This window comes from Paenibacillus rhizoplanae, from assembly GCF_042684125.1.
Classification (GTDB): Bacteria; Bacillota; Bacilli; order Paenibacillales; family Paenibacillaceae; genus Paenibacillus_AQ; species Paenibacillus_AQ rhizoplanae.
This window is the reverse complement of record NZ_JBHUKY010000068.1, coordinates 35,657-56,660: the sequence shown is the minus strand read 5'-3', so window position 1 is coordinate 56,660 and position 21,004 is coordinate 35,657. Positions and strand designations below refer to the sequence as shown.

At 54.7% G+C, this 21,004-nt stretch carries 16 protein-coding genes; 4 read left to right on the top strand and 12 right to left on the bottom strand.

The window, feature by feature from the left end; all coding sequences use genetic code 11:
• Nucleotides 1–84: 84 nt before the first annotated feature.
• Both ACFSX3_RS26560 and ACFSX3_RS26555 read left to right on the top strand, forming a co-directional pair.
• Entirely contained in the window at nucleotides 85–1,923 is a 1,839-nt protein-coding gene (locus tag ACFSX3_RS26560; protein ID WP_209992182.1) for a cache domain-containing sensor histidine kinase, read from the top strand.
• Nucleotides 1,920–3,641, top strand: coding sequence for a helix-turn-helix domain-containing protein (locus ACFSX3_RS26555; RefSeq protein WP_209992183.1), 1,722 nt, complete (start codon nucleotides 1,920–1,922; stop codon nucleotides 3,639–3,641). Before ACFSX3_RS26560 ends, ACFSX3_RS26555 begins: the two co-directional genes overlap by 4 nt.
• A 249-nt stretch (nucleotides 3,642–3,890) precedes the next feature.
• Here ACFSX3_RS26555 and ACFSX3_RS26550 read toward each other — a convergent pair whose 3' ends face one another.
• Together ACFSX3_RS26550 and yicI are read right to left on the bottom strand one after the other, a co-directional pair.
• On the bottom strand, nucleotides 3,891–5,123 hold the full coding sequence (locus ACFSX3_RS26550) for an SGNH/GDSL hydrolase family protein (protein WP_209992184.1): 1,233 nt from the start codon (nucleotides 5,121–5,123) through the stop codon (nucleotides 3,891–3,893).
• A gap of 553 nt (nucleotides 5,124–5,676) precedes the next feature.
• Nucleotides 5,677–7,998: an alpha-xylosidase gene (gene yicI, locus ACFSX3_RS26545; RefSeq protein WP_209992185.1), complete on the bottom strand. Its 2,322-nt coding sequence runs from the start codon at nucleotides 7,996–7,998 to the stop codon at nucleotides 5,677–5,679.
• A gap of 126 nt (nucleotides 7,999–8,124) precedes the next feature.
• Here yicI and ACFSX3_RS26540 point away from each other — a divergent pair, with 126 nt between their 5' ends.
• Nucleotides 8,125–9,042, top strand: coding sequence for an AraC family transcriptional regulator (locus ACFSX3_RS26540; RefSeq protein WP_209992186.1), 918 nt, complete (start codon nucleotides 8,125–8,127; stop codon nucleotides 9,040–9,042).
• 159 nt (nucleotides 9,043–9,201) lie between these two features.
• Nucleotides 9,202–9,552: a nuclear transport factor 2 family protein gene (locus ACFSX3_RS26535; RefSeq protein WP_209992187.1), complete on the top strand. Its 351-nt coding sequence runs from the start codon at nucleotides 9,202–9,204 to the stop codon at nucleotides 9,550–9,552.
• Between the two features lie 73 nt (nucleotides 9,553–9,625).
• Here the strand turns inward: ACFSX3_RS26535 and ACFSX3_RS26530 are convergent, their stop codons facing one another.
• The 10 genes from ACFSX3_RS26530 to ACFSX3_RS26485 form a co-directional block, all read right to left on the bottom strand.
• Entirely contained in the window at nucleotides 9,626–11,734 is a 2,109-nt protein-coding gene (locus ACFSX3_RS26530; RefSeq protein WP_209992188.1) for a class I SAM-dependent methyltransferase, read from the bottom strand.
• 170 nt (nucleotides 11,735–11,904) lie between these two features.
• Nucleotides 11,905–12,843 (bottom strand): alpha/beta hydrolase, encoded by a 939-nt coding sequence (locus tag ACFSX3_RS26525; RefSeq protein WP_209992189.1) that lies wholly within the window; start codon nucleotides 12,841–12,843, stop codon nucleotides 11,905–11,907.
• A gap of 123 nt (nucleotides 12,844–12,966) precedes the next feature.
• Complete coding sequence (locus tag ACFSX3_RS26520) at nucleotides 12,967–14,334, bottom strand: sensor histidine kinase (protein ID WP_209992190.1); 1,368 nt, start codon at nucleotides 14,332–14,334, stop codon at nucleotides 12,967–12,969.
• Nucleotides 14,331–15,005 (bottom strand): response regulator transcription factor, encoded by a 675-nt coding sequence (locus ACFSX3_RS26515; RefSeq protein ID WP_209992191.1) that lies wholly within the window; start codon nucleotides 15,003–15,005, stop codon nucleotides 14,331–14,333. Before ACFSX3_RS26515 ends, ACFSX3_RS26520 begins: the two co-directional genes overlap by 4 nt.
• Before the next feature lie 118 nt (nucleotides 15,006–15,123).
• Entirely contained in the window at nucleotides 15,124–15,999 is an 876-nt protein-coding gene (locus ACFSX3_RS26510) for a radical SAM/SPASM domain-containing protein (RefSeq protein ID WP_209992192.1), read from the bottom strand.
• Nucleotides 16,000–16,068: 69 nt separating this feature from the next.
• The gene (locus ACFSX3_RS26505) at nucleotides 16,069–17,055 is read right to left on the bottom strand and encodes a Gfo/Idh/MocA family protein (protein ID WP_209992193.1); all 987 of its coding nucleotides are present in this window, start codon (nucleotides 17,053–17,055) and stop codon (nucleotides 16,069–16,071) included.
• A 199-nt stretch (nucleotides 17,056–17,254) separates the two neighbouring features.
• A complete protein-coding gene (locus ACFSX3_RS26500; RefSeq protein WP_209992194.1) occupies nucleotides 17,255–17,410 on the bottom strand; it encodes a hypothetical protein in 156 nt (51 codons plus the stop codon).
• A 1,031-nt stretch (nucleotides 17,411–18,441) separates the two neighbouring features.
• The gene (gene thrC / locus ACFSX3_RS26495) at nucleotides 18,442–19,830 is read right to left on the bottom strand and encodes a threonine synthase (protein WP_209992195.1); all 1,389 of its coding nucleotides are present in this window, start codon (nucleotides 19,828–19,830) and stop codon (nucleotides 18,442–18,444) included.
• A gap of 98 nt (nucleotides 19,831–19,928) precedes the next feature.
• The gene (locus ACFSX3_RS26490; protein WP_209992196.1) at nucleotides 19,929–20,423 is read right to left on the bottom strand and encodes a CYTH domain-containing protein; all 495 of its coding nucleotides are present in this window, start codon (nucleotides 20,421–20,423) and stop codon (nucleotides 19,929–19,931) included.
• A 121-nt stretch (nucleotides 20,424–20,544) separates the two neighbouring features.
• On the bottom strand, nucleotides 20,545–20,889 hold the full coding sequence (locus tag ACFSX3_RS26485; RefSeq protein ID WP_209992197.1) for a winged helix-turn-helix transcriptional regulator: 345 nt from the start codon (nucleotides 20,887–20,889) through the stop codon (nucleotides 20,545–20,547).
• Nucleotides 20,890–21,004: the final 115 nt, after the last annotated feature.

The window sequence follows — 21,004 nt, the reverse complement described above, 5'->3', positions numbered from 1 at the left end:
TATTATCTGTTTTTTGCAGAGCCTCTTACACCTACGCAAGTGATCTTTAGGGTGTAAAATATTGACCTGGATGTGACCCGCCCCATGAAATGGACCAGTATCCGCACGAAGCTGATCGTCTTCCTGCTTGTGCCCACCTTAATCTGCATTATGGCTACGATGTATGTCAGCTATTCCCACACCACCAAGTCGCTGCGGGACCGGGCGGTCGATGAGAACAAGAATCTGCTCTATCAGGGCTACAAGAACATTAACAGTCTGCTGCAGGAGATCAACCGTATGTCGCTGAACGTGTATTCTGACGGCGATTTCTACCGGCTGCTTGAAGCAGGGTACGACGATCTGTCCTCCGATATTGCCATCTATAACTCGCTCAGCTATATCTCTACCTCGCTGCCCCACCTCTCGCAGGTGTACCTGTACAGTGTGAAAGACTCGAAGGCTACGCTGATTACCGACAACACAACACCCAAGCGCTGGCTGGCTGCTGCACCCTACCACCAGTCCAGTCTGAGCGGAAGCTCTCCGGTAAGCGTGCAGAGTACGCATCTGAGCAATGCTTACGGGCTAAGGCTGCCATTAACGCAGTTCATACCGGAGCCGGTTTTTACGCTGCACCGCAGAATCGAGCGCATCCCTACCTCGCAGGCACTCGGCTATCTGTCGATTGATGTCAAGCTGGCTGCCCTCAGTGAGATTGTAGACCAGTTGTACGAGCAGGATCAGGAGAAGCTTTATCTTGTGGACAGCAGCGGCAGGCTGGTCTACAGCCAGACTACCGGGTTGCTCGGCAAACCGCTGAATGCCGCCTGGTATAACAGCCAGATTGCGGACAGCACGCAGATGCAGGGTTATTTTGAACAGGACAGCTCTGTATTTATCTATCAAAAAATCGACAGCATCGGCCTCGGCTGGACGCTCGTCAAGCAGATTCCTGTCTCCTACCTGTTCCGCGAAGCCAAGGAGGCCGCCGCGATCAACCTGCTGCTGCTGGCGCTGCTGCTGGTGACGATCATTGTTCTGACGATCCTCGTCTCCTTCCGGATTACCGCGCCGATCAAGCAGCTGACCCGGTATATGAATCAGGTCCAGACCGGAAATCTCAACATTGAGATCCGCCCGGCGGGCAACGACGAGATCGGGGTGGTCACCGAGCATTTCCGCAGTATGATGGACACGATCAACAATCTCATTCTGCGGGAGTACAGACTGGAGCTGGCGAGCCGGACCAATGAGCTGAGGGCGCTCCAGTCCCAGATTAATCCACATTTTCTGAACAACACTCTCCAGATTATCGGTACGCTGGCCCTGGAGCTGAAGGTGCCGCAGATCTACGGCCTGCTGTCGGCTCTGGCCAAAATGATGCGCTACAGCATGTACAATGATGAGAAGGTGGTGACGGTCCAGAATGAGATGGATCATGTCAAAGCGTATATCCAGCTGCAGAAGGAGCGTTTTGAGAACAAGTTCAGCTTCCGCTGTGAGGTGGAGGAGCCGCTGCTTCAGGCGCTGATGCCCAAAATGATCCTCCAGCCGATTGTGGAGAATTACTTCAAGCACGGCTTCCAGCTTGACCGGCAGGACGGATATATGGAGATTAACGTAACTGGACTAACCCCGGAGCGGATGGAGATCAGCATCGCCAACAATGGCCTCCCGATTCCGGCAGGCAGGCTGGAGGCGCTGCGCAAGGAGCTGGAGCAGTCCAGCACCGCTGAGGAACGGGAGCTGCTGCAGAATGCCGGACAGGACAGCCCTAGCAGACGCGATGCTCCGGGCACGGGCATCGGCCTAGGGAATGTGCTGGCCAGGCTGCGGCTGGTCTGCGGGGATAATGCCCTGCTGACGGTGGATAATCTGAAGGAAGGCGGAGTAATCATCCGCCTGGAAATCGATATCGTAGTGGAGAGTGAACGGATATGAAGGCACTGATTGTAGACGACGAAGCAAGAGTCAGGAAGGCGGTCCGCCTGCTGGTGGACTGGGAGGCCCATCAGATTGAGGAGATTCTGGAGGCCGGCAACGGCAACGAGGCCATCGCCTTGATCCGCCGGGAGAAGCCCGCGCTGGTCATTATGGATATGATGATGGAGTCGGGGAGCGGCCTGGAGCTGATGACCTGGGTCGATGAATTCGCAGGCAGCACCAAATTCATTGTGGTCAGCGGGCATAATGATTTCGACTTCGTCCGCCAGACCGTCCGCCACGGCGGCATCGATTATATCCTGAAGCCGATTGAGCCGGATATGATTAACAGCGCGGTATCCAAGGCGGTATCCGCCTGGCGAGCCGAGGAGGCGGAACGCAATCTCCGCCAGCGCCAGAGCCTGCGGCTGAATGAGATCAAGCCGATCTTCGGGGAGAAGCTGCTCTCCGCGTTGATCGATGACAGGGTGAACGCCGAGGCCTCGCTGCGCCGCCTGATCCATGACGGCATCATTCCGCCGGACATCAAGACTTCGCGCCTGATCCTCGTGCAGACGGACAGCGGCAATAATCCGCTGCTGCGGCGCTTCGGCGGCGACAGCGAGCTGCTCTACTACGCCATTGTGAACATCTGCAACGAATTTCTGCAGCAGCAGGGAACAGGCATCGCCTTCCGCTATTGGGGCGGTCCGCCGGAGATTGCCATCCTGCTCTGGGAGCCGCATGAATCCGTTACCTCGCTGATCAGCCGGATGAATCAGGGGATCTTCCTTACGCTGCAGTTCCGCATGCATTTCGGAATCAGCACGCCGGGAGCCTTCCCCGCTCATCTGCCGGCAGGACGCGCCGAAGCCGCCGAAGCCCTGCTGCGGCGGAATCTGCTCAGGCATGAGGATTACTGCCATTATGCGGGAGCTGAAAGCGGCCGGGGTGCGGGGGCGTCAGCAGGCGGGGGGACTGATGCGGGCGCGGGGACTCGCAAGGGGCCGGGGGCGATGCTCGGCGGGAAGCAGCTTGATAAGCGGGAGAACGCGGTTCCGCTGAGCTTCGCCGATGTCCAGGAGGACTGGCGGATGGCGGTCATCAGCGGGACGCCCGAAGCCCTGACCGCGGCGGCGCAGCACTGGACCCAGGAGCTTAGCCGCCGAGGCGCTGTTACCCCGCAGATGCTGAACGACTGGAAGGCCGATGCGCTGCTGCTGCGCTCCCGTCTGGTCCGGGAAGCGCTTGGCAGCCAGGCGGCTAACGTGCTGGCTGAGCTTGAGCACGGGGACCAGCAGAACCCCTCTCCGCAGCCCAGCGGCTATTCCTTCTCCCTGTTCGCCTGGCGCGACTGGTCCCTTGCCTTCATGCAGCAGTTATCCCGGGTGCTCACGGACAGACAGCAGAAAGAGCGGAACCCGATGACGGAGATCGTAAAATACATCGAGCAGAACTACCCGTCAGATCTTTCCCTGCAGGAGGTGGCGGGCAAATTCCAGGTCAGCCGCGAGTATGTCTCACGCCGCTTCAAGCAGGAATACGGGATCAACTTCTCCGACTACATCGTCAGCGTCCGCATCGAGAAGGCCAAGCTGCTGATGCAGAATCCGGGCCTCAAGCTGGCCCAAATCTCGGAAATGATCGGCTTCCACGACGTCAAATACTTCAGCAAGGTCTTCAAAAAGCACACCGGCCATTCACCGAAAGACTACCGGGATCAGGCGGCGCATTAAGGGAATGATGGAATCCTGCACGAAATGCAACATTTCCTTCCTGTTGGCGCATTAATTCAGCATTGTTGCAGGAAAGGCAGCATTTCTCCACCTCCCGGTGGTTCTGCGGAGCTATTATTGTATTTTTTGCAACATTCTTCCTTTAACCCCCGCTTATCAGCAATCAAGCTGCATAATGTACAACATTTCTGCCAACTGCCCTGTCGAGGCAGAATTTCCATGCCGCGGCAGTATGGCAGTGTGGCAGTATTACGGTCTGCCTGTTGCAGATTCCCCGTACCACGCCAGAAAAGCCGCCGCCACCGCCTTGCCCGCCGCACCGTTCGGATGCGGGTCGAACTCGTCGCTCATGTATTCCGGCTTAATTCTATGGTCAGCGGGGGCCGCAACAGAGAGTAAAGCAGCGATGTCGAACACGCGGTCCACCCCAGCCGGAGGGCTTGTGCGGATACATTCATTCACTTTGCGCCAATGGGTCTCACGCTCGCCCTCGAAATTGAAAGGCGGCACCGTGCTTAGAATTACCGCTGCCTCCGGCTGTGCTTCCTTGATCCTGGAGATAATGTGCGCCAAGTCCAGAAGCAACTCATCTGCCGAACGCTGGCCGATATCCAGATCATTCACGCCCAGCACGATCAGCAACTCATCGCCCTGCTGCGCCTTATGCAGCCAAGGTCCGTCCGTGGCTACATCGTAAGCCCGGCCCCAGCCGGAGCCGATATTCCACACTCCGAACTGTGTTCCCAGCCCCTCCGCAATTCTTGCCGCCCAGTGTGTGTATTGATCCTTGGCGGTCCGTACCCCCTGCGTGATCGAGTCGCCCAGGAATACCAGTCTCTTCGCCACTTGTTTCTTGTAGCCCAGGAAGCTTGGAAGCACCTGCAGCTTATCCGATTCGCTGAACCCCGCCGCTGACTCCTGCGCTGCCAGTATGCCCGACACATCGTAACCGGAGGCCAGCATTCCCTCCACATTGAAGGGGAAAGACTTGCCTGCGCCAGCCGTCTTCAAGGTCCAGGTGAAGGCCAGCATATGGTCCTCCGGCAGCTCCAGAAGCGCTTCGTCGCTCCAGAACATCTCGTCCGGCTTCACGCGCCGCGAGAGTTCGCCGCTGAAGGTAACCGGCACCTGCGAGCCAGGCACAATACTGCCATCCGGCGCCGCTCCGCCATCGGCAACATATGCCGCTTCGATGCTCCACTCGCCCCCCGGTTCACTGGCTACGGCATCCGCGCCCAGGTCCCAGGTCGAATCCACCGCATTGCTGTGCCAGAACTTCAGCGCCAGCTTCCCGTTCTCCCGCAGACGGATATAGGTGCGGTACGTATGAGTGAACGGCTCCGCCGCGTTCATAATATAATTAGCGGCGGTGGACAGCGCAGTAGCAGAGGTGAACTCCGGCTGGCTCAGCACTCCGTTTGGACTGTTCTCCCAATTCTCCTCTCCACCGTTCACTGTCCCACTATCCTCAATATTGTTCATAGTCATCCACTCCTTTATTCTGGTACTGCTTCTCTGGCTGATGGGCTGCGGCGGGTGGTACAGCTGATGCTATACAGTAACTTAACAGTAACTTGGCAACCCTTAAGCATCCCTTCAGCACTCCTTTGGCACCACTAATCTTGCATTCTCTGCAACAATGATGCCTGTAAAATCGGCTATTCCATTGCAATGTTGCACAAAATGCAGTAATTTCGCCGCTGATTCGTTCAGGTAAGCCGAAATGCTGCTTTTTTGACAACAATTTGCCATAACCCCGCTCCTGCTGCGGGGATTGTTACATTTCGTGCAGGATTTAGTCCATTGTGGGTCAATGTGCGCAACAACCAGACACCGTGCCGCCAATCCCCAAAAAGCTCCCCGATCCAGGAGACGAATGTCCCCTGTCATCAGAGAGCTTGGTTACTTAAGGGCACAGCCATAGGCTACTAAGCCAGCGTGCGGGTGTGTTAATTTGGTCTATAGTTGTGTTAATTTAGTCTTGCGGGTGTGTTAATTCAGTCTTGCGGGTGTGTTAATTCCGTCTATAGTTCACTTATTTCAGCGTAATCGTGAACGATACGGACTTCTCGCCCGCGCCCACTGTCACTGTAGTCTCATCTGCTTGCTCCGCACCTTCTACAGAAGCGATAGCGCCAAGATCCTTCACCGACAGGGTGAATGCTTTGCCGCTGCCTTCGACAGTTACTTTTACAGTGCTGCCGCTGCGTACAGCTTTTACCTTCAGCTCAGGAGCGCCGTGGATATCGCGTACAGTCGCCGCAGCAGACTTCCCGTCCTCCAGGGAGTACAGGCCGAACTTCACGCCTTCGGCAAAATCATAATCCGGGCGGCTGTCCTCACTGCCTACGGCAAGCAGGGAGTTCTGGCGGACGAACAGCGGCAGGCTGAAGAAGTCATATTTCTCCTTGCGCCATGATCCGCCCTGTACAGTCTCACCGTTCAACAGGTGTGTCCAGCGGCCAGCCGGCAGGTAGTACTTCACTTCGCCGTTCTCCTGGAAGATTGGAGCCACCAGCAGGGAATCGCCCAGCATGTACTGGCGGTCCAGCACTTCACAGGTCGGATCTTCCGGGAATTCCATTACCATGGCCCGCATCGAGGCCCAGCCCTGCTCATGCGCCTGTCCGGCAACATCATACAGGTACGGCATCAGGCTGCATTTGAGCTTGGTGAAGAAGCGGGTAACATCCACAGCTTCGTCATCGTAAGCCCAAGGCACACGGTACGAGGTGCTGCCGTGCAGGCGGCTGTGGCTGGAGAGCAGGCCGAAGGCCAGCCAGCGCTTGAACACATGCGCCGGAGCGGTGTTCTCGAACCCGCCGATATCATGGCTCCAGAAGCCAAAGCCGGAGAGGCCGAGTGACAGGCCGCCGCGCAGGCTTTCTGCCATCGATTCATAGTCGGCATAGCAGTCACCGCCCCAGTGAACCGGGAACTGCTGGCCGCCAGCGGTAGCGGAACGTGCGAACACGGCCGCTTCATTTTTACCGAGCTTCTCTTCGAGCACTTCAAAGACAACCTTGTTATACAACTGGGTATAGTAGTTATGCATCTTGTAAGGATCGGAGCCGTCAAAGTATACAACATCGGTCGGAATCCGTTCGCCGAAGTCGGTCTTGAAGCTGTCTACGCCCATATCCACCAGGTCACGCAGGTAACCGGCATACCATTCACAAGCCGCAGGGTTCGTGAAGTCCACCAGTCCCATACCTGCTTGCCAGAGGTCCGTCTGATAGACGTCGCCGTTGGCTTTTTTGAGCAGATAACCGTTCTTGCGGCCTTCTTCAAACAGCGGGGAGCGCTGTCCGATATAGGAGTTGATCCATACGCAAATCTTCAGGCCTTTGTCATGAAGACGCTTCAGCATACCCACCGGGTCCGGGAATACACGGGAATCCCACTGGAAATCCGTCCATTGATATTCACGCATCCAGAAGCAGTCGAAGTGGAACACATGCAGCGGCAGATCGCGCTCCGCCATCCCTTCCACGAAGGAGTTCACCGTAGCTTCATCGTAGTCTGTAGTGAATGAAGTCGTCAGCCACAGGCCGAAGGTCCAGGCCGGTGGCAGCGCAGGCTTGCCGGTCAGGGAAGTGTATTTAGTAATAACCTCTTTAATCGTCGGTCCTTCAATCACGAAGTATTCCAGGCTCTCTCCGGCTACGCTGAACTGGGCCTTCTTCACCTTCTCAGACGCAATCTCATACGATACAAGTTCTGGCTGGTTCACGAAGACGCCGTACCCCTTGCTCGTCACATAGAACGGAACGTTCTTGTACGCCTGCTCAGAGCTTGTACCGCCGTCTTTGTTCCACAGATCGACCACCTGTCCATTTTTCACAAAAGCCGTGAAGCGCTCGCCCAGACCATACACGAATTCGCCAACGCCGATATCCAGCTCTTCACGCATGAACGTGTTGCCGTCCTGATCCGTGATGTAGGCCATCGATTTGTAACCGCTGCCGGTAATCCGCTCATCGCCGCGGTAGAAGTCCACAGACCAGTGTGTACCCTTGTTGATGACCACGCGGAGTCCGCCGCTGATCAGCACCGTCTGCGCCTCTGTCTCCTCGATTTCCACATGATCACCGGTTCCCTCAGTCAGCTCGAACGAAGGTCCGCGTGGAATAACGCCGTCGTTATGAATGATTTTGACTCCTACCACGCCCGGAAGCGGGGAATGGAATTTCACAGTCAGCAGCGTGGAGTTGAGTGTCGCCGAACGTCCCGTGATGGGAGTCGTCTGTGTGATGGCGGTCAGGCCTTCCTCTGTTTTTTCTACCACATAGTTCTGCACTGCACCATTGATTGTAATTCCGTCACGAACCAGCCATAAGCCGTCTGTAAATTTCATATGCGCACTTGCCACCCTTCGATTTGGTGTATATAGTTGCATTATACCGATAATAAAATCCCAAAACTAATAATATACAGCTCATTTATAACACTATTTTGATGTCATCAGACAAGGAGGCCCCTAATGGACCGTACCTCGCAGCGCTTGCTCAAAGAAGACCGCGAACACGGGGATATCATGTTCCCCCTGGCTGCCTACTGGATCGACCTTCCCGCCGGAGCACATGTCCTGGACACCCACTGGCATGAGGAAGCCGAGTTCTTCCTGCTGCTGGAAGGCGAGATTCTGTTTCAGGTGGACACCGACTATTTCACGCTTCGCCCCGGTGAGGCTGTGTTCATTGAATCCGGGGATATCCATGCCGCATACGCGCTTACGGAGACCCCCTGCCGCTTCTGCGCCCTTGTCTTCCACCCCGACCTGCTGGCCAGCGCCCAATATGATACCATCCAGCAGAGTGTTATTCTGCCGCTTCAGGAGAAACGCCAGAGCTTTCCGCGCCACCTCACCCCTTCCGTTCCCTGGCAGGCGGAGCTGCTGCTGCATCTGAACCACATGATGAAGGCCTATGATCAACAAATGCCCGGATTCGAAGCCTTTATGAAAGGAACCCTGCTGATTATGCTCTCACAGCTTGCGCAGCCGGGGCGCTTCGTCAACCACAGCCAGTCCGTAGGCGCCGAGCCCACGAAGATTGACCGCTTGAAACGGGTGATTCTCTATATCCAGGACAACTACCAGGAGCCGATCCGCACCCGAGACCTGTCGGGGCTGATTCCGATGAGCGAAGGGCAATTCTGCCGTTTTTTCAAAAGCATGACCCGCAAGACCCCCGTCGATTACATCAACTCCTACCGGGTCCGCCAGGCCGCAGCCCTGCTGAAGCAGGGAGACCGCAAAATCTCCGATATTGCCATGGATGTCGGCTTCGACAACGTCAGCTACTTCATCAAAGTGTTCCGCAGAGTCATGAATTGCTCACCTTCGGAATTTCGCAAGGACGCCGGTCCCTTCGCCGGGCAGAACCAGCTTTATCCGTAGGCTGAACCCCGCCGCATACTTTTTCCTGCTTACGGATGCCCGGATACGTTTAAGGTAGTGTATGGATGACCACGGCACCTGCCGCTTCAGCGGTGGCCTAATGGCTCATTCCGGTGGACATGCCGTCCCCACTAATCTACTTACAGGAGGCAGATACTCATGAATCAACATGTTACCTTGCCAATTGAGGTACAGGACTTCTACAATGCAGTGAACCAATACCAGCCCGACACTCTGATCGAATTGTTCGCTCCCAGCGCTACTGTGAAGGATAACGGGAAGCCGGCCGAAGGCACAGAAGCCATCGCGGCTTGGGCAGAATCCGAGCTATTCTCTGCTAAAGTCCGCTTTACTATTATGGAAATTGAAGAAATCCAGGGCCGCATTGCGGTGACCGCCGAGATGGAGGGGGAGTTCAATAAGAACCGTGTTCCCGCCCCGCAGCAGTTCACCCATGAATTCAAAGTACACGGCGGTACAATCAGCGAGCTGATCATCACGCTTAAATAAGCGAATTGTGTTCCTCCCTAACAAAAGAGGCTGTCCCGTAAGTCAGAGATGACTAGGGACAGCCTTTTTTTGTTCAACCCGCCTTACGAACCACAATGAAACAAGTGCTGTCCGGCAGCGGCACAGGCGCTCCGCTCTCATCCATAATCTCAACCCTGTTCTCCAGCGCTTCCGTGTATCCCTCCTGCAAGTAATGACGGAAGACCTCTATCTTGGCCCGGCCCCCCAGCGTCTGCTGAATGAATGCGGCGTACTGCGAGGGTGTGAAATAGCCGAACTGCTCCTGAACCTCATGAATGTAGGCTTCCTCCCCCCAAGTGTAGGTATAGAGGAATTCCATCGCATCGTTCACCGGCATCTGGACTTCCTGTCCGCCCAGCTGTTCATAACGGATATTCCGTCCGGCAAAATCCTTCGCGTACCGCTCCAGCCACGCCAAGCCGTCCGCCTCCAGGAACCGCACTCTGCGCCGCTCCTCCTCCGGCTCGCTCATAATCCCGTCGCGGATAATGATCGTCCCGCCGTCTGCCAGCACATCGAAGGCGCTGGTCAGGGCTGCCGCCACCGTGCCGTGATTGAACTTCCGGCCTTCCAGCGGCACATAGGAGTATAGCTCATGCAGAATCGATGAGAAAATCACCGTGTCCACCGTGCCCGGCTCCACGTAATCCTTCAGGTTCAGCGCATCGCCCTGGAGCACCTCCCAGCGGCGGTCCTCCCGCTGCTTGCGCTGCCGCAGCACTTCGATCACATTGCTGGAGATATCAATCCCCACTGGCACCACCTCCGGCATCCGCTCCTCAATCAGATCAAGCAGCACCCCGCCGCCAGGGCCGATATCCAGCACCTTCCGTCCAGTGACATAGTCCAGAATGACCGCCTTATAATCTGCCGTATCATTCATCTGGCTTAGGTACGTGTCTTCATTGTGGAAGCGGTCGAAGGCATCCCGCCGCAGATCGAACAGGTCGAACAGCAGCAGGACTGCCCGTTCATACAGTGCTGACTTCTCCGCCTCCATACAGAACTCAATCAGCTTCTCCGCTGCCGCTGAGAACTCGAACTGGAAGAATAGCGTATCCGGCAGATGCTCCTTGCCCAGCAGCCGGTGCGTAAGATGCGGGTTGCTGCCGGAAGGCTTCACGCCGCTGTAGATCTCCTCCCAGCTCAGCTCCGAGAGATACTTCTCAATAATCCGTTTCTTATAGACGTTGATCTTCTTGCTGCCTTTATAGTCATAATGAATACTGTTCATGACCGCCTCGAAGCTGAGATGGCTGAGATGGCTCAGATGGCTTAGCTGAAGCGGGCTGCTGCCGGCAACCAGACTCATGACCTTCAGGAACTGCTCCAGCGAGAAGGTCTGGAGCGCCGATTCCACATACCAGAAGGTGGCAGGCTGCAGCGGCTCCAGGGCAGCAGGCAGGAAGCCCTCCTGCACCAGTCCGTCCCACTCCGTCTCATAATCCTCCCCCTGCGCAATGGACCCGGCGCGCATTCTCCGCAGACGCTCCTTCATCGGGATCTCAGGCTGCAGATTTCCTGAAGCAATTACAGCAATCAGCTCCATTACCTGCAGGCGGACCTCCTGCCACAGCTCCGGGGACACCGCAGCAATGATGCAGTGATTCAGTGCGAACAGCAGCCGCTCCAGCTCCTCTGCGCCCAGCAGTCCCTGCTCCACCAGTGAGGACAACGGAAGATTGACAGAAGGCGGAACCTCACCGCGGATTTGCTGCCCAATCAGCCCATGAGTCTCGATCAGCGTATGTATAACCCGTCTTTTCTCCGCAGAGCCTGCCTCCTCCTGCTCCACACCTTCCGCATATCGCTGGTACAACTCCGCGGAGCCAATATTATGAACGAAGATATTCACGCCCTCTTCCTGCCAGCTCCGGCGCTGACGGAGAGTCCCGCCCTTGGCCGTCTCCGACCAGATCAGCGTCTCCTCGGCCAGCTCCTTGATCCAATACGACAGCGGCAGACTGTCCAGCACCCGCAGACTCCGCTCTACATAATCCAGCACCGGATTCTGCTGCGCAAGCGACTGCAGCGATTCTACCCGCTCCAGGTTCACAATCGTCTGCTCTGCCTGCACGATGTACTCCAGCCACGGATAGACTTCTCCGGCAGGCCATCCTCCTTCACGATACGCCTCTATAGCCCGTAATGATTTCAGCATTTGCATGCCTCCCTATGTAATAACAATCTCTATACAATAGCCCGTGTGCATAGGGTTTGAATCAGAAGCTCCTTAGATTTAAACAAACCGCAAGCTTCTGGATAGAAGCTTGCGGCGGCGTAGAGCTCTTATTCAATTGATCAGATAGTCGGCCGGGGATCAGACTCCCCTCATTTCACACCTGCCATGAACTCTTTGTAATCCTTGGCAATTTCTTTTGATAGCGTATGGTGCAGATAATGCCCGCCTTCAAGCGGCACCAGCTTACCGTACACCGAATCCTTCACCTGCTCCTCATGCAGCTTCAACCAGCCCTCCACATCGGTATTATTCGACTGTACGAAGAGCAGCACCGGAAGCTCTTTCGGGAAGCTCAGCGCCTGGGCTGCTGTGAAATTCTCCTTGAAATGCTTACTCTCATTTACGACAGTGTCATTGTTTGAGTTCTTTGTGGCGATCATTTTCATCTGCTGCTTGGTGTGTTCGTCGAACGAAAGCCCGGCATACGGGTCGCCGCCTATCTTTTGGAACAATCTCACAATGCCGGATTTATCGAGGAACTTAAGCGTTCCCACTGGTATTTCATCGTCCAAGCCCCCTTGGTTCGGCACACTGCTGTCGATTCCTACAAAGGCCGTCACTTCATCCTTATACTTGTTCACATAATCCAGCCCGTAGATTCCGGCGATGGAATGCCCCATGAGCGTGTAACGCTTGATTCCAAGCTGCTGCAGCGCTTCATGAATCTCACTGACGATATTGTCCGAGGTCCGTTCCTTATCCGTCTGATCACTTAAGCCATAGCCGAACGGCTCCACCACGACTACTTTATAGAAGGGAGACAGCTCGTCTACCAGGGGTTTGAAATCAAGCGCCGGTGCCCCGGTGCCATACCCCGTCAGCAGCACCACGGTCTTCTCACCCGATCCCTGGATGAGTACATTCATCTTCTTGCCGTCTACAGGCACCAACTGGCCATAGGGTTCAATCTTCTTCAGCTCCGATTTGCTGCTGATGATATTGACCACAAATACTACGGCAAAAAACAATACGATCACAATCATCAATGCCGCTATAGACTTAAGCAGGATTCTGAGTCCTTTTTTCATTATACAATCACCTGTCCTTATGAATCGAATGAGCTGCCTTAATCAACTGCTAAGGATAGCTTATACAATGAAAATGTACTCCCCGTGACGGTAATATGAACGGAAGATGAACGGTGTAATAATCTAATCTGCCGGTGTATTCAGCGGCAGCGTTACAATGAAGCTTGTGCCTGCGCCTAGCTCACTCTCGACCCGGATATCTCCTTGATGAAGCAGGACGATCTGCTTCACGATGGCCAGCCCCATCCCGCTGCCGTTATACTTGTTGCTGTGGGAGCGGTCCGCCTTGAAGAAGCGTTCGAAGATCCGCTTCTGGTCCTCGGGAGCGACCCCGATGCCGGTGTCGGATACACGAACGGTTACACTTTTATTATCTTGCTTCGTATGGACACTGATTACTCCCCCATCCCCGGAGAACTTAATGCTGTTGCCCAGCAGGTTCGTCCATACCTGGCTCAACAGGTCATAATCCGCCGTCAGCGTGGCAGCCGTCAGCTGAAGATCGAAGTTGATGCGCCGGGCCGACCATTGCGGCTGAAGAGCAACAATCACGCGCCGGATCTGTTCATCCAGGCTGAAGGTGGTGAACCGGAGCTGCTGGGACTGCGATTCAAGCAGACTCAGCTTCAGCAGGCTGTCGCTCATCTTGGACATCCGTTCGGCTTCCCCGATGATGATATCGATATAGCGGCCCCGCTCGCTCTCTGGAATATTCATCTGCTTCAGCGCCAGGGCATAGCCGGAGATGGAGGTCAGCGGCGACTGCACCTCATGAGATACATTCGACACGAAGTCACGGCGCATCTGCTCCAGCTGCTGCAGATCATGCGTCATCTCCTCGAAGCTGCGCGCGAGGGCGCCCAGCTCTCCCTTTTGCTTGATATTCAGCTTCACGTTGAAGTCCCCGGCTGCGATCCTGCGCGTCGCGTTGGTCAGCTTCTTAATCGGCCGGACCACGAACATGGCCGCCACCAAGATCACGAGACTCCCGGATAACAGCGAATACACCACGAAATTCACCAGCCATTTCAGCACAAAGGCGGAAGAGGGGGCGCCGACAGGCTCTACGAACAACGCTTTTTTTCCCGTATCCGTAGTTAATTTCAGCCCCAGCAGGCTGATGGAGATGCCCGTCGGATTGACCTGAACGATGGTTCCGGCCAGCACCTGCTTCACTTGCTCGGCGGTCACGGTCTCCAGCTTCATTCCGGCAGGCCCGCCATAAGACTTAACCCCGCCGTTCGCATCGTAAATCCGCACATGGTAGGTCTCAAGCTGCTTCATGCCGCTTACGAACTTGTCGGCTTCAGTCAGCGGGAAGGCATCATAGATCTGTACGACATCTTGTGCGAAGCGCATCAGTTGAACCTGCAGATTCTCGTTCAATTCATCTTTGTATATCCAGATCGCCAGATTGAAGGAGATCACTGTCCCCCCGATTACGGAGATCAGATAGGTCAGGACCACACGGGTATAGAGCGATTTGATCATTCAGTAACCTCAAGCCGGTAGCCAAGCCCCCGTACAGTCTCGATTCGAAAATCCGGCGAAGCCGCAAACCGTTCACGCAGGCGCTTAATATGTACATCTATCGTCCGGTCATCCCCTGAGTAGTCAATGCCCCAGATCTGGTCGATCAGTTGCTCGCGGGTATAGACCTGACCTGGTGTTCCGGCCAGCTTATACAGCAGCTCGAACTCTTTAAGCGGCAGGGACAGCGCTTCTGTCCCGTTCATCACCTTGTAGGTCTGCCGGTCCAGCGTTACCTCTCCGATACGGATTATATGTGATTTTCCGATTCCGAAGCGCTTCAGCAAAGCCCTGACGCGGACCGTCAGCTCCAGCGGATCGAAGGGCTTGGTCAGATAATCATCGGTCCCCAGATCGAATCCCTTCACCTTCTCCCAGGTCTCCGCTTTTGCCGTCAGCATTAACAGCGGCAGCTCCGGGTCCGCTCTGCGAAGCTCCTTGCACAGCGCCCAGCCGTCCATCACCGGCATCATAATATCCAGGATGACCAGATCCACCTGTGTTCTGGCATAGACCGCCAGCGCCTCTTGGCCGTCTGCCGCTTCAGCGGTATCGAATCCGTCATTGCGCAGAAATAGGCAGACAAGCTCGCGGATATTCGCATCGTCGTCTGCAACAAGTATAGTAGGCATCTATTCCCTCTTTTCGTATGATCCAGCCTTATAAATATATCTCTCTACCCTCTAGCATCACCCTGCTGCCTTGACGGTATGCACCGGCATCAACACCCACTCCGGCCTCGCGCTCCGGCTAGGTGCCGAACCGCTGCCGGTAGCCGCATTTACGGCATAGCTCCTCAACCGCTTCCCGGCGTGAGAAGCCATAGAACAGATTATTCGCCCGTTCCCCCTCGACAATCTCGGAGAATGGCTGCTCATGAATATTGCCGAGGTTGATCACCCCTTCGCCATCCAGACAGCACGGCACAACGGTCCCGTCTACCAGAACCGCCGCCTGGCTGCGCAGCGCATGGCAGAAGCCCTTGCCGTCATCCTCCGGCTCATGCAGCGCGGGCCATCTGAATTCATGATCTTGGTTCAGGTACACGCGCGGAGCAATCTTCACGCCGCTGCCGGGCACCACCTTCTCCTCAATCCTGTAGTCGAGTCCGAAGGCCTCCTCCAGCAGAGCCAGCGTCTCGCGGTTACGCTCCTTCTCCAGGTTGGTCCGGTTGTCCTCCGTCAGGTTCCAGAGCCGGAACGAGACAATGACGCCCTGAGCAGAGATCTCCCGGACAAACTGGATAATCTCTGTAAGATAGCCCTCACGGTTCTCCGAGCCTGCATGGCCGTCGAAGCTGTGCAGCGAGAAGTTCATCTGCCGCAGTGCCGGCTTGCCGAGCAGCTTCGGCCCTGCTTTACGGATCAGCGTGCCGTTGGTCGTAATATTGACCTTGAAGCCCTTGGCATGCGCGGCATCCAGCAGCTCGCCCAGCTTCGGATGCAGCAGCGGCTCGCCTTTGACATGCAGATAGATATGATTGCTATGCGGTTTGATCTCATCAAGAATGGTATTGAACGTCTCCAGCTTCATGAAATTCTTCTGCCGCTCCGTGGGCGGACAGAAGCTGCAGGCCAGGTTGCAGACGCTTGTGATCTCGATGTATACCTTTTTGAACGTCTTCAAGTTCCGCTCCCCATTTCATCCAAAGTGTAGCTTCAGCTTCAATATTATAAGGCCAAACTGCCCGTGCTCCTACAGATCCGAGGCGTAACGCAGACCGATCTGGGCTCTCGCCTCTTCCATCAGCTCTGCCACCGCCAGGGAATTGGCATGGCTGTTGGTCGCGCTCTCCCGCTGCCCGCTCTTCAGCAGATGGATGAACTCCTGTACCTCATAATACATCGGCTCGAACACCTGAGGCAGCGTAAGCTCCTCGACGGTTCCGTCGCGGTAGTGGATTTTGACCTGATAAGGCTGGTTGATCTTGTCGATGACCATCGTTCCGTTCTCGCCCTGAATCTCAGCAGGCAGATAGGAATCGGCAATCTTGGAATGCATGACCACCGCGTCCATGTCCTGGTAACGCATAACCATACTGCCTTCCCCGTCCACTCCCGAAGCGAGCATCAGCCCAACGGCCTTGACCGAATCCGGCTTGCCGAACAAAGCGACCATCGGATATAAGCAATAGATGCCCAGATCCATCAGCGAGCCATTGGAATATTCAGGATTGAATGCGTTCAGCACCGTCCCCTGGCGGTAAGCATCATACCTCGAAGAGTATTGACAATAGCCTGCGAAGTAGCGCCGGACTTGACCCAGCTTATATAAGTTATCCCGGATCACGCCAAAATTCGGCATGAACGTGGATTTCATCGCTTCCATGAACAGCACATCATTGCTGCGCGCTGCTTCAATCATCGCCTTCAGCTCCCGGCTGTTGGAGGCCGCCGGCTTCTCGCAGATCACATGCTTGCCATGGTTCAGACAGATCAATGAATGCTCCGCATGCATCGAGTTGGGGCTGGCGATATAGACCGCGTCCACCTCTGCGCTTGCTACCATCGCCTCCAGATCCGTATAGATCGAAGCCCCGGCATACTTAGCGGCAAAAGCCTGTCCCTTCTCCTCTGTGCGGGAATACACGGCCGTAAGCAGAAACTCTTCATGCTCAAGTCCCGCCTGTATAAAGCGGTCTGTAATCCAGTTAGTTCCTACAACCCCGAAACGAATAGTCATGAATGATCCCGTCCTTTTCCCAAATATAAGAATTTATATGTTTCACGCTATGCATTATCCTTCTATTTCTCTCCGAAACGGTACCGTCCTTTAAAAGTAAGGCAAAGCCGTTTCCACTTGAAGTATAAGCTATAACTGTTATTTTCTCATTCCATGATAGGTATGTCCACTTATATACCGTAATTTCCGACAAATTCCGCTAGATTTCGCTTGTGAAAAAAAGCACCTGCGGATAAGCACAGGATTCACCTTGATTCGGCCAACTCCCCTCGGCCACGAGGCCATTCGTCCAGCCGTTACCTCTTGGGGGCCATGCATTAATCTCAGGCAGAATCATCCCCCACAATGGAGCCATGCATATACTCCCACAGAGCTGTTCCACTCCAACCTAGCCTTGCATCCCCTCCCATCGAGCCGTTCCAATCCCAACCTAGCCTGGCATCTCCTCCCATCGAGCCATTCCACTCCAACCTAGCCTTGCATCTCCTCCCATCGAGCCATTCTACTCCAACCTAGCCTTGCATCTCCTCCCATCGAGCCATTCTACTCCAACCTAGCCTTACATCGCCCACAGTCGACCCTGCAATTGTACTTCGTACAATAGAATCCGGTGTAAAGCTCCTCTTTTGCTATTCTTCTGTATTTCGTACAACAGAATTCGGAGTTTGGGCCTGTAGCAGGCCTTCCCCCATAAATCTGCTGTATCAAATACATTAGAATCGATTTTAGAGGTGTTTTTGGGAAGTTCTACTGCACAAAATGCAATCACCCGACTGGTGGGGGCAGGTTATGCGTAGTGGGTAGTGAGCAGTGAGCAGAGCGAAATAGCAGTGGCAGTTAGGCTGTGGGCAGTTGGGCTGTGGCTGTGGCTGTGCGCAATGAGCAGAGCGCAATGGCAGTGGGCAGTTGGGTACTGGCTGTGCACAGAGCAAACATTTGGAGATAGTTGTAGTCTGTGCAATTAAAAACAGCGAATATGAAGGATTTCATTTTCTAACTGTAGTCTGTACAACTAAATCTCCCCGAATGGGCGAGAACCCAGTTATAGTAGGATTTTAATTGCACCAAATACAGCTAAACAGATATTCGGCGGCACATCTGGCTATTTAGTTGTACATACTGCAACTCAGCATCCCCCTTGCACCTTAACCGTGGCACGCAAACCCTCAGTAAGCGATTAGTTAACGTCCTTCTCACAAATTCACATCTGATTGGCTACAGCGGACAGCGCGCGTACTATCCAGTGTCCCACAATACGAGCGACAGCAAACAGCGCACATACCATCCAGTGTCCCACAATACGAGCGACAGCAAACAGCCCCCGCTCATCCCGGCGGGGGCTGTCTCCATAATGCGGACGGGCCAGACTGGCCCCGGCTCGCTATTTTACCCGTAAAAAGCCACAAGCTGGCGAACAATCTCCGCCTTATCATGATCCACTACAACCTGATGCTGCGGCAGCTCGAACAGGGCGGCGATCGGCGCCGGGAACTCCTGCTTGATGCCGGTCAAGGCAATCGCCTCATCGAACTTGGCCGGATGCGCTGTAGCGTAAGCAATGCTTATCTCGTCCGGCGCACTGAACTTCTCGTAAGCGGCTACGCCACACGCCGTATGCGGGTCGAGCAGATAGCCGGATTCCTGCTGGTACTTGCTGATGATCTCCAGACACTGTGCGTTCTTCACGCCCAGCGCGGAGAAATCCGCCTGTACCCGGGCCAGCAGCTCGCCGTCCACCGTAATCGCGCCCTCGCTCTGCAAGGTTCCCATGTACCGGGACAGCTTCTCCGCATCCTCGTCCAGCAGATAATACAGATAGCGTTCAAAGTTGCTCGCCACCTGGATATCCATCGACGGGCTGTAGGTGCCAGTGAAGCTGCCTGGCTTGTATTCGCCGGTGACCACGAACCGTTCGAGGATGTTGTTCTCATTGGTAGCTATGATCAGCTTATGGATCGGCAGACCCATTCGCTGCGCCAGGAAGCCTGAGAAAATATTGCCGAAGTTGCCCGAAGGCACGCTGATATTCACCTTCTTCTGATCGCTTCCCGGAAGCTGCAGATAAGCATGGAAATAATAGACCGTCTGCGCCAGAATGCGCACGAAGTTAATCGAGTTAATTGCCCGCAGGTGATACCGTCCCTTGAAGTCGAGATCGGCGAACAGCTCCTTGATAATCTTCTGGCAGTCGTCGAAGTTGCCCTCTACAGACAGGTTCAGCACATTGCTGTCATCAACCGTGGTCATTTGCAGCTCCTGCACCTTGCTGACCTTGCCGTGCGGATGAAGAATACAGATCTTGATGCCTTCCTTGCCACGCACACCCTGAATGGCCGCAGCACCGGTATCGCCGGAGGTCGCCCCGAGAATATGGATGATCTCACCGCGCACCTTGGCAATATAGGAATACAGCTCGCCCATGAACTGCAGCGCCACATCCTTGAAGGCAAACGTCGGTCCATGGAACAGCTCCAGCACGTACAGAGAATCGTTCACCCGGTGCAGCGGCGTGACTTCCGGAGCGCGGAAGTTGCCATAGCTGGTGTAGACCATTTTTTTCAAGTCATCATAGGGAATTTCATCATTGGTATAGTAGGAGAAAATCTCAAGGAACAGCTCCTGAAAGCTCAGGCTTCTCCATTCCTCCAGCTTCTCCGGGGAAATCACCGGAATCTCAGCCGGCACCATCAACCCGCCGTCATCCGCCAGCCCCATCAGAACCGTATCAATAAAGCCTCTGGCCGCTACCTTGCCTCTTGTGCTTATATACTCCATACCCGTCTCATCCTCCTGAACCCCTCTTTATTTAATGTACATAGTACCACGTTTACGCGTTAAAGTCCGCTGATTCTATAAGATTAAGGCCTCCGGAGCTATTTGCCCTGAAGCTCTTTCCAGACGGTTTTGTTGCTGTACTTCTTCTCTGTGCTGACATCCAGGCCGAACCATTCCGGGGCCACGAAGCCTTCCGCCTCCTCCAGCGAATCGAACTCGACCTCAAGCACGGTAAGCTCCAGCTGGGTGTAGAGATCAATCTCGACCGTTGTGCCGTTCCATACGCCTGTAATGCGGGTTTTGACCAGCGGGATCGCCTTCACAGCCTCAATCATCTGGTTATACAAGCCTGCGGAAATGAAATATTCAATCTCCTGGCGGCTGATGCCCTTGCCATCCTTGAACGTATGCGTGTAAGTAACCTCACCTGTGTCCAGATCCGTGATCTTCCGCACCCGCAGCTCCTGCCCGTCCTCAATCGCAAGATACGTCTGGTCAATACTGTGACGGGTCAGCACCTTCAGCTGTCCTTCTTCAATCAGCCGCTCCGGGTATTCCGGCAGCAGGAATTTGCGTTCAATCTCCATAGCCATGCTGTTTCTCTCCTCTGTGTGCGAGCTTTATGCGAGCGTTAATGTTACATATTATTTATCATCATAGGGGCGGGTCATACGCAAGTCAACCAGAGGGAACGGATTCACCGGGAAAAAAATCCTATACCTTCTGTCCGCCTAAGGCATGAATGTTATTCGCTCCCCAAGCCACGATCTCTTCAATTAACGGAACCAATTCCTGCCCGGAGGGAGTAAGGGAATACTCGACGCGCGGAGGCACCTCATGATATTGCTCACGGTGGATAATCCCGTAGTCGATGAGATCCTTCAGACAATGGGTCAGGGTGGTTCCGGTGATGCCGTTCAGCCTTCTTTTTAGTTCGTTATACCGGATCGGCCCCTCTTCGCTCAGTAAAGCGAGGATAGGCAGATTCCATTTTCCGCCGATGACATGAAAAGCAAAGGTGGCGGGGCACATCTGCGTTAAGTCAACCTCATATTTCATAGGGATTCCTCCATTAGTATATTTTATATACCAGGTATTAAAAACAATAGTACTTGTTAATCTGATTCCAGATATTATAATCATACTACAAGTAGAAACGGCTTTGCTGTCCTTT

What these genes read in the sequence shown, in the direction of transcription:
- ACFSX3_RS26560 (WP_209992182.1), top strand. Translation starts at nt 85, where the DNA reads ATGAAATGGACCAGTATCCGCACGAAGCTGATCGTCTTCCTGCTTGTG.
- ACFSX3_RS26555 (WP_209992183.1), top strand. Translation starts at nt 1,920, where the DNA reads ATGAAGGCACTGATTGTAGACGACGAAGCAAGAGTCAGGAAGGCGGTC.
- ACFSX3_RS26550 (WP_209992184.1), bottom strand. Translation starts at nt 5,123, where the DNA reads ATGAACAATATTGAGGATAGTGGGACAGTGAACGGTGGAGAGGAGAAT.
- yicI (WP_209992185.1), bottom strand. Translation starts at nt 7,998, where the DNA reads ATGAAATTTACAGACGGCTTATGGCTGGTTCGTGACGGAATTACAATC.
- ACFSX3_RS26540 (WP_209992186.1), top strand. Translation starts at nt 8,125, where the DNA reads ATGGACCGTACCTCGCAGCGCTTGCTCAAAGAAGACCGCGAACACGGG.
- ACFSX3_RS26535 (WP_209992187.1), top strand. Translation starts at nt 9,202, where the DNA reads ATGAATCAACATGTTACCTTGCCAATTGAGGTACAGGACTTCTACAAT.
- ACFSX3_RS26530 (WP_209992188.1), bottom strand. Translation starts at nt 11,734, where the DNA reads ATGCTGAAATCATTACGGGCTATAGAGGCGTATCGTGAAGGAGGATGG.
- ACFSX3_RS26525 (WP_209992189.1), bottom strand. Translation starts at nt 12,843, where the DNA reads ATGAAAAAAGGACTCAGAATCCTGCTTAAGTCTATAGCGGCATTGATG.
- ACFSX3_RS26520 (WP_209992190.1), bottom strand. Translation starts at nt 14,334, where the DNA reads ATGATCAAATCGCTCTATACCCGTGTGGTCCTGACCTATCTGATCTCC.
- ACFSX3_RS26515 (WP_209992191.1), bottom strand. Translation starts at nt 15,005, where the DNA reads ATGCCTACTATACTTGTTGCAGACGACGATGCGAATATCCGCGAGCTT.
- ACFSX3_RS26505 (WP_209992193.1), bottom strand. Translation starts at nt 17,055, where the DNA reads ATGACTATTCGTTTCGGGGTTGTAGGAACTAACTGGATTACAGACCGC.
- ACFSX3_RS26500 (WP_209992194.1), bottom strand. Translation starts at nt 17,410, where the DNA reads ATGGCTCCATTGTGGGGGATGATTCTGCCTGAGATTAATGCATGGCCC.
- thrC (WP_209992195.1), bottom strand. Translation starts at nt 19,830, where the DNA reads ATGGAGTATATAAGCACAAGAGGCAAGGTAGCGGCCAGAGGCTTTATT.
- ACFSX3_RS26490 (WP_209992196.1), bottom strand. Translation starts at nt 20,423, where the DNA reads ATGGCTATGGAGATTGAACGCAAATTCCTGCTGCCGGAATACCCGGAG.
- ACFSX3_RS26485 (WP_209992197.1), bottom strand. Translation starts at nt 20,889, where the DNA reads ATGAAATATGAGGTTGACTTAACGCAGATGTGCCCCGCCACCTTTGCT.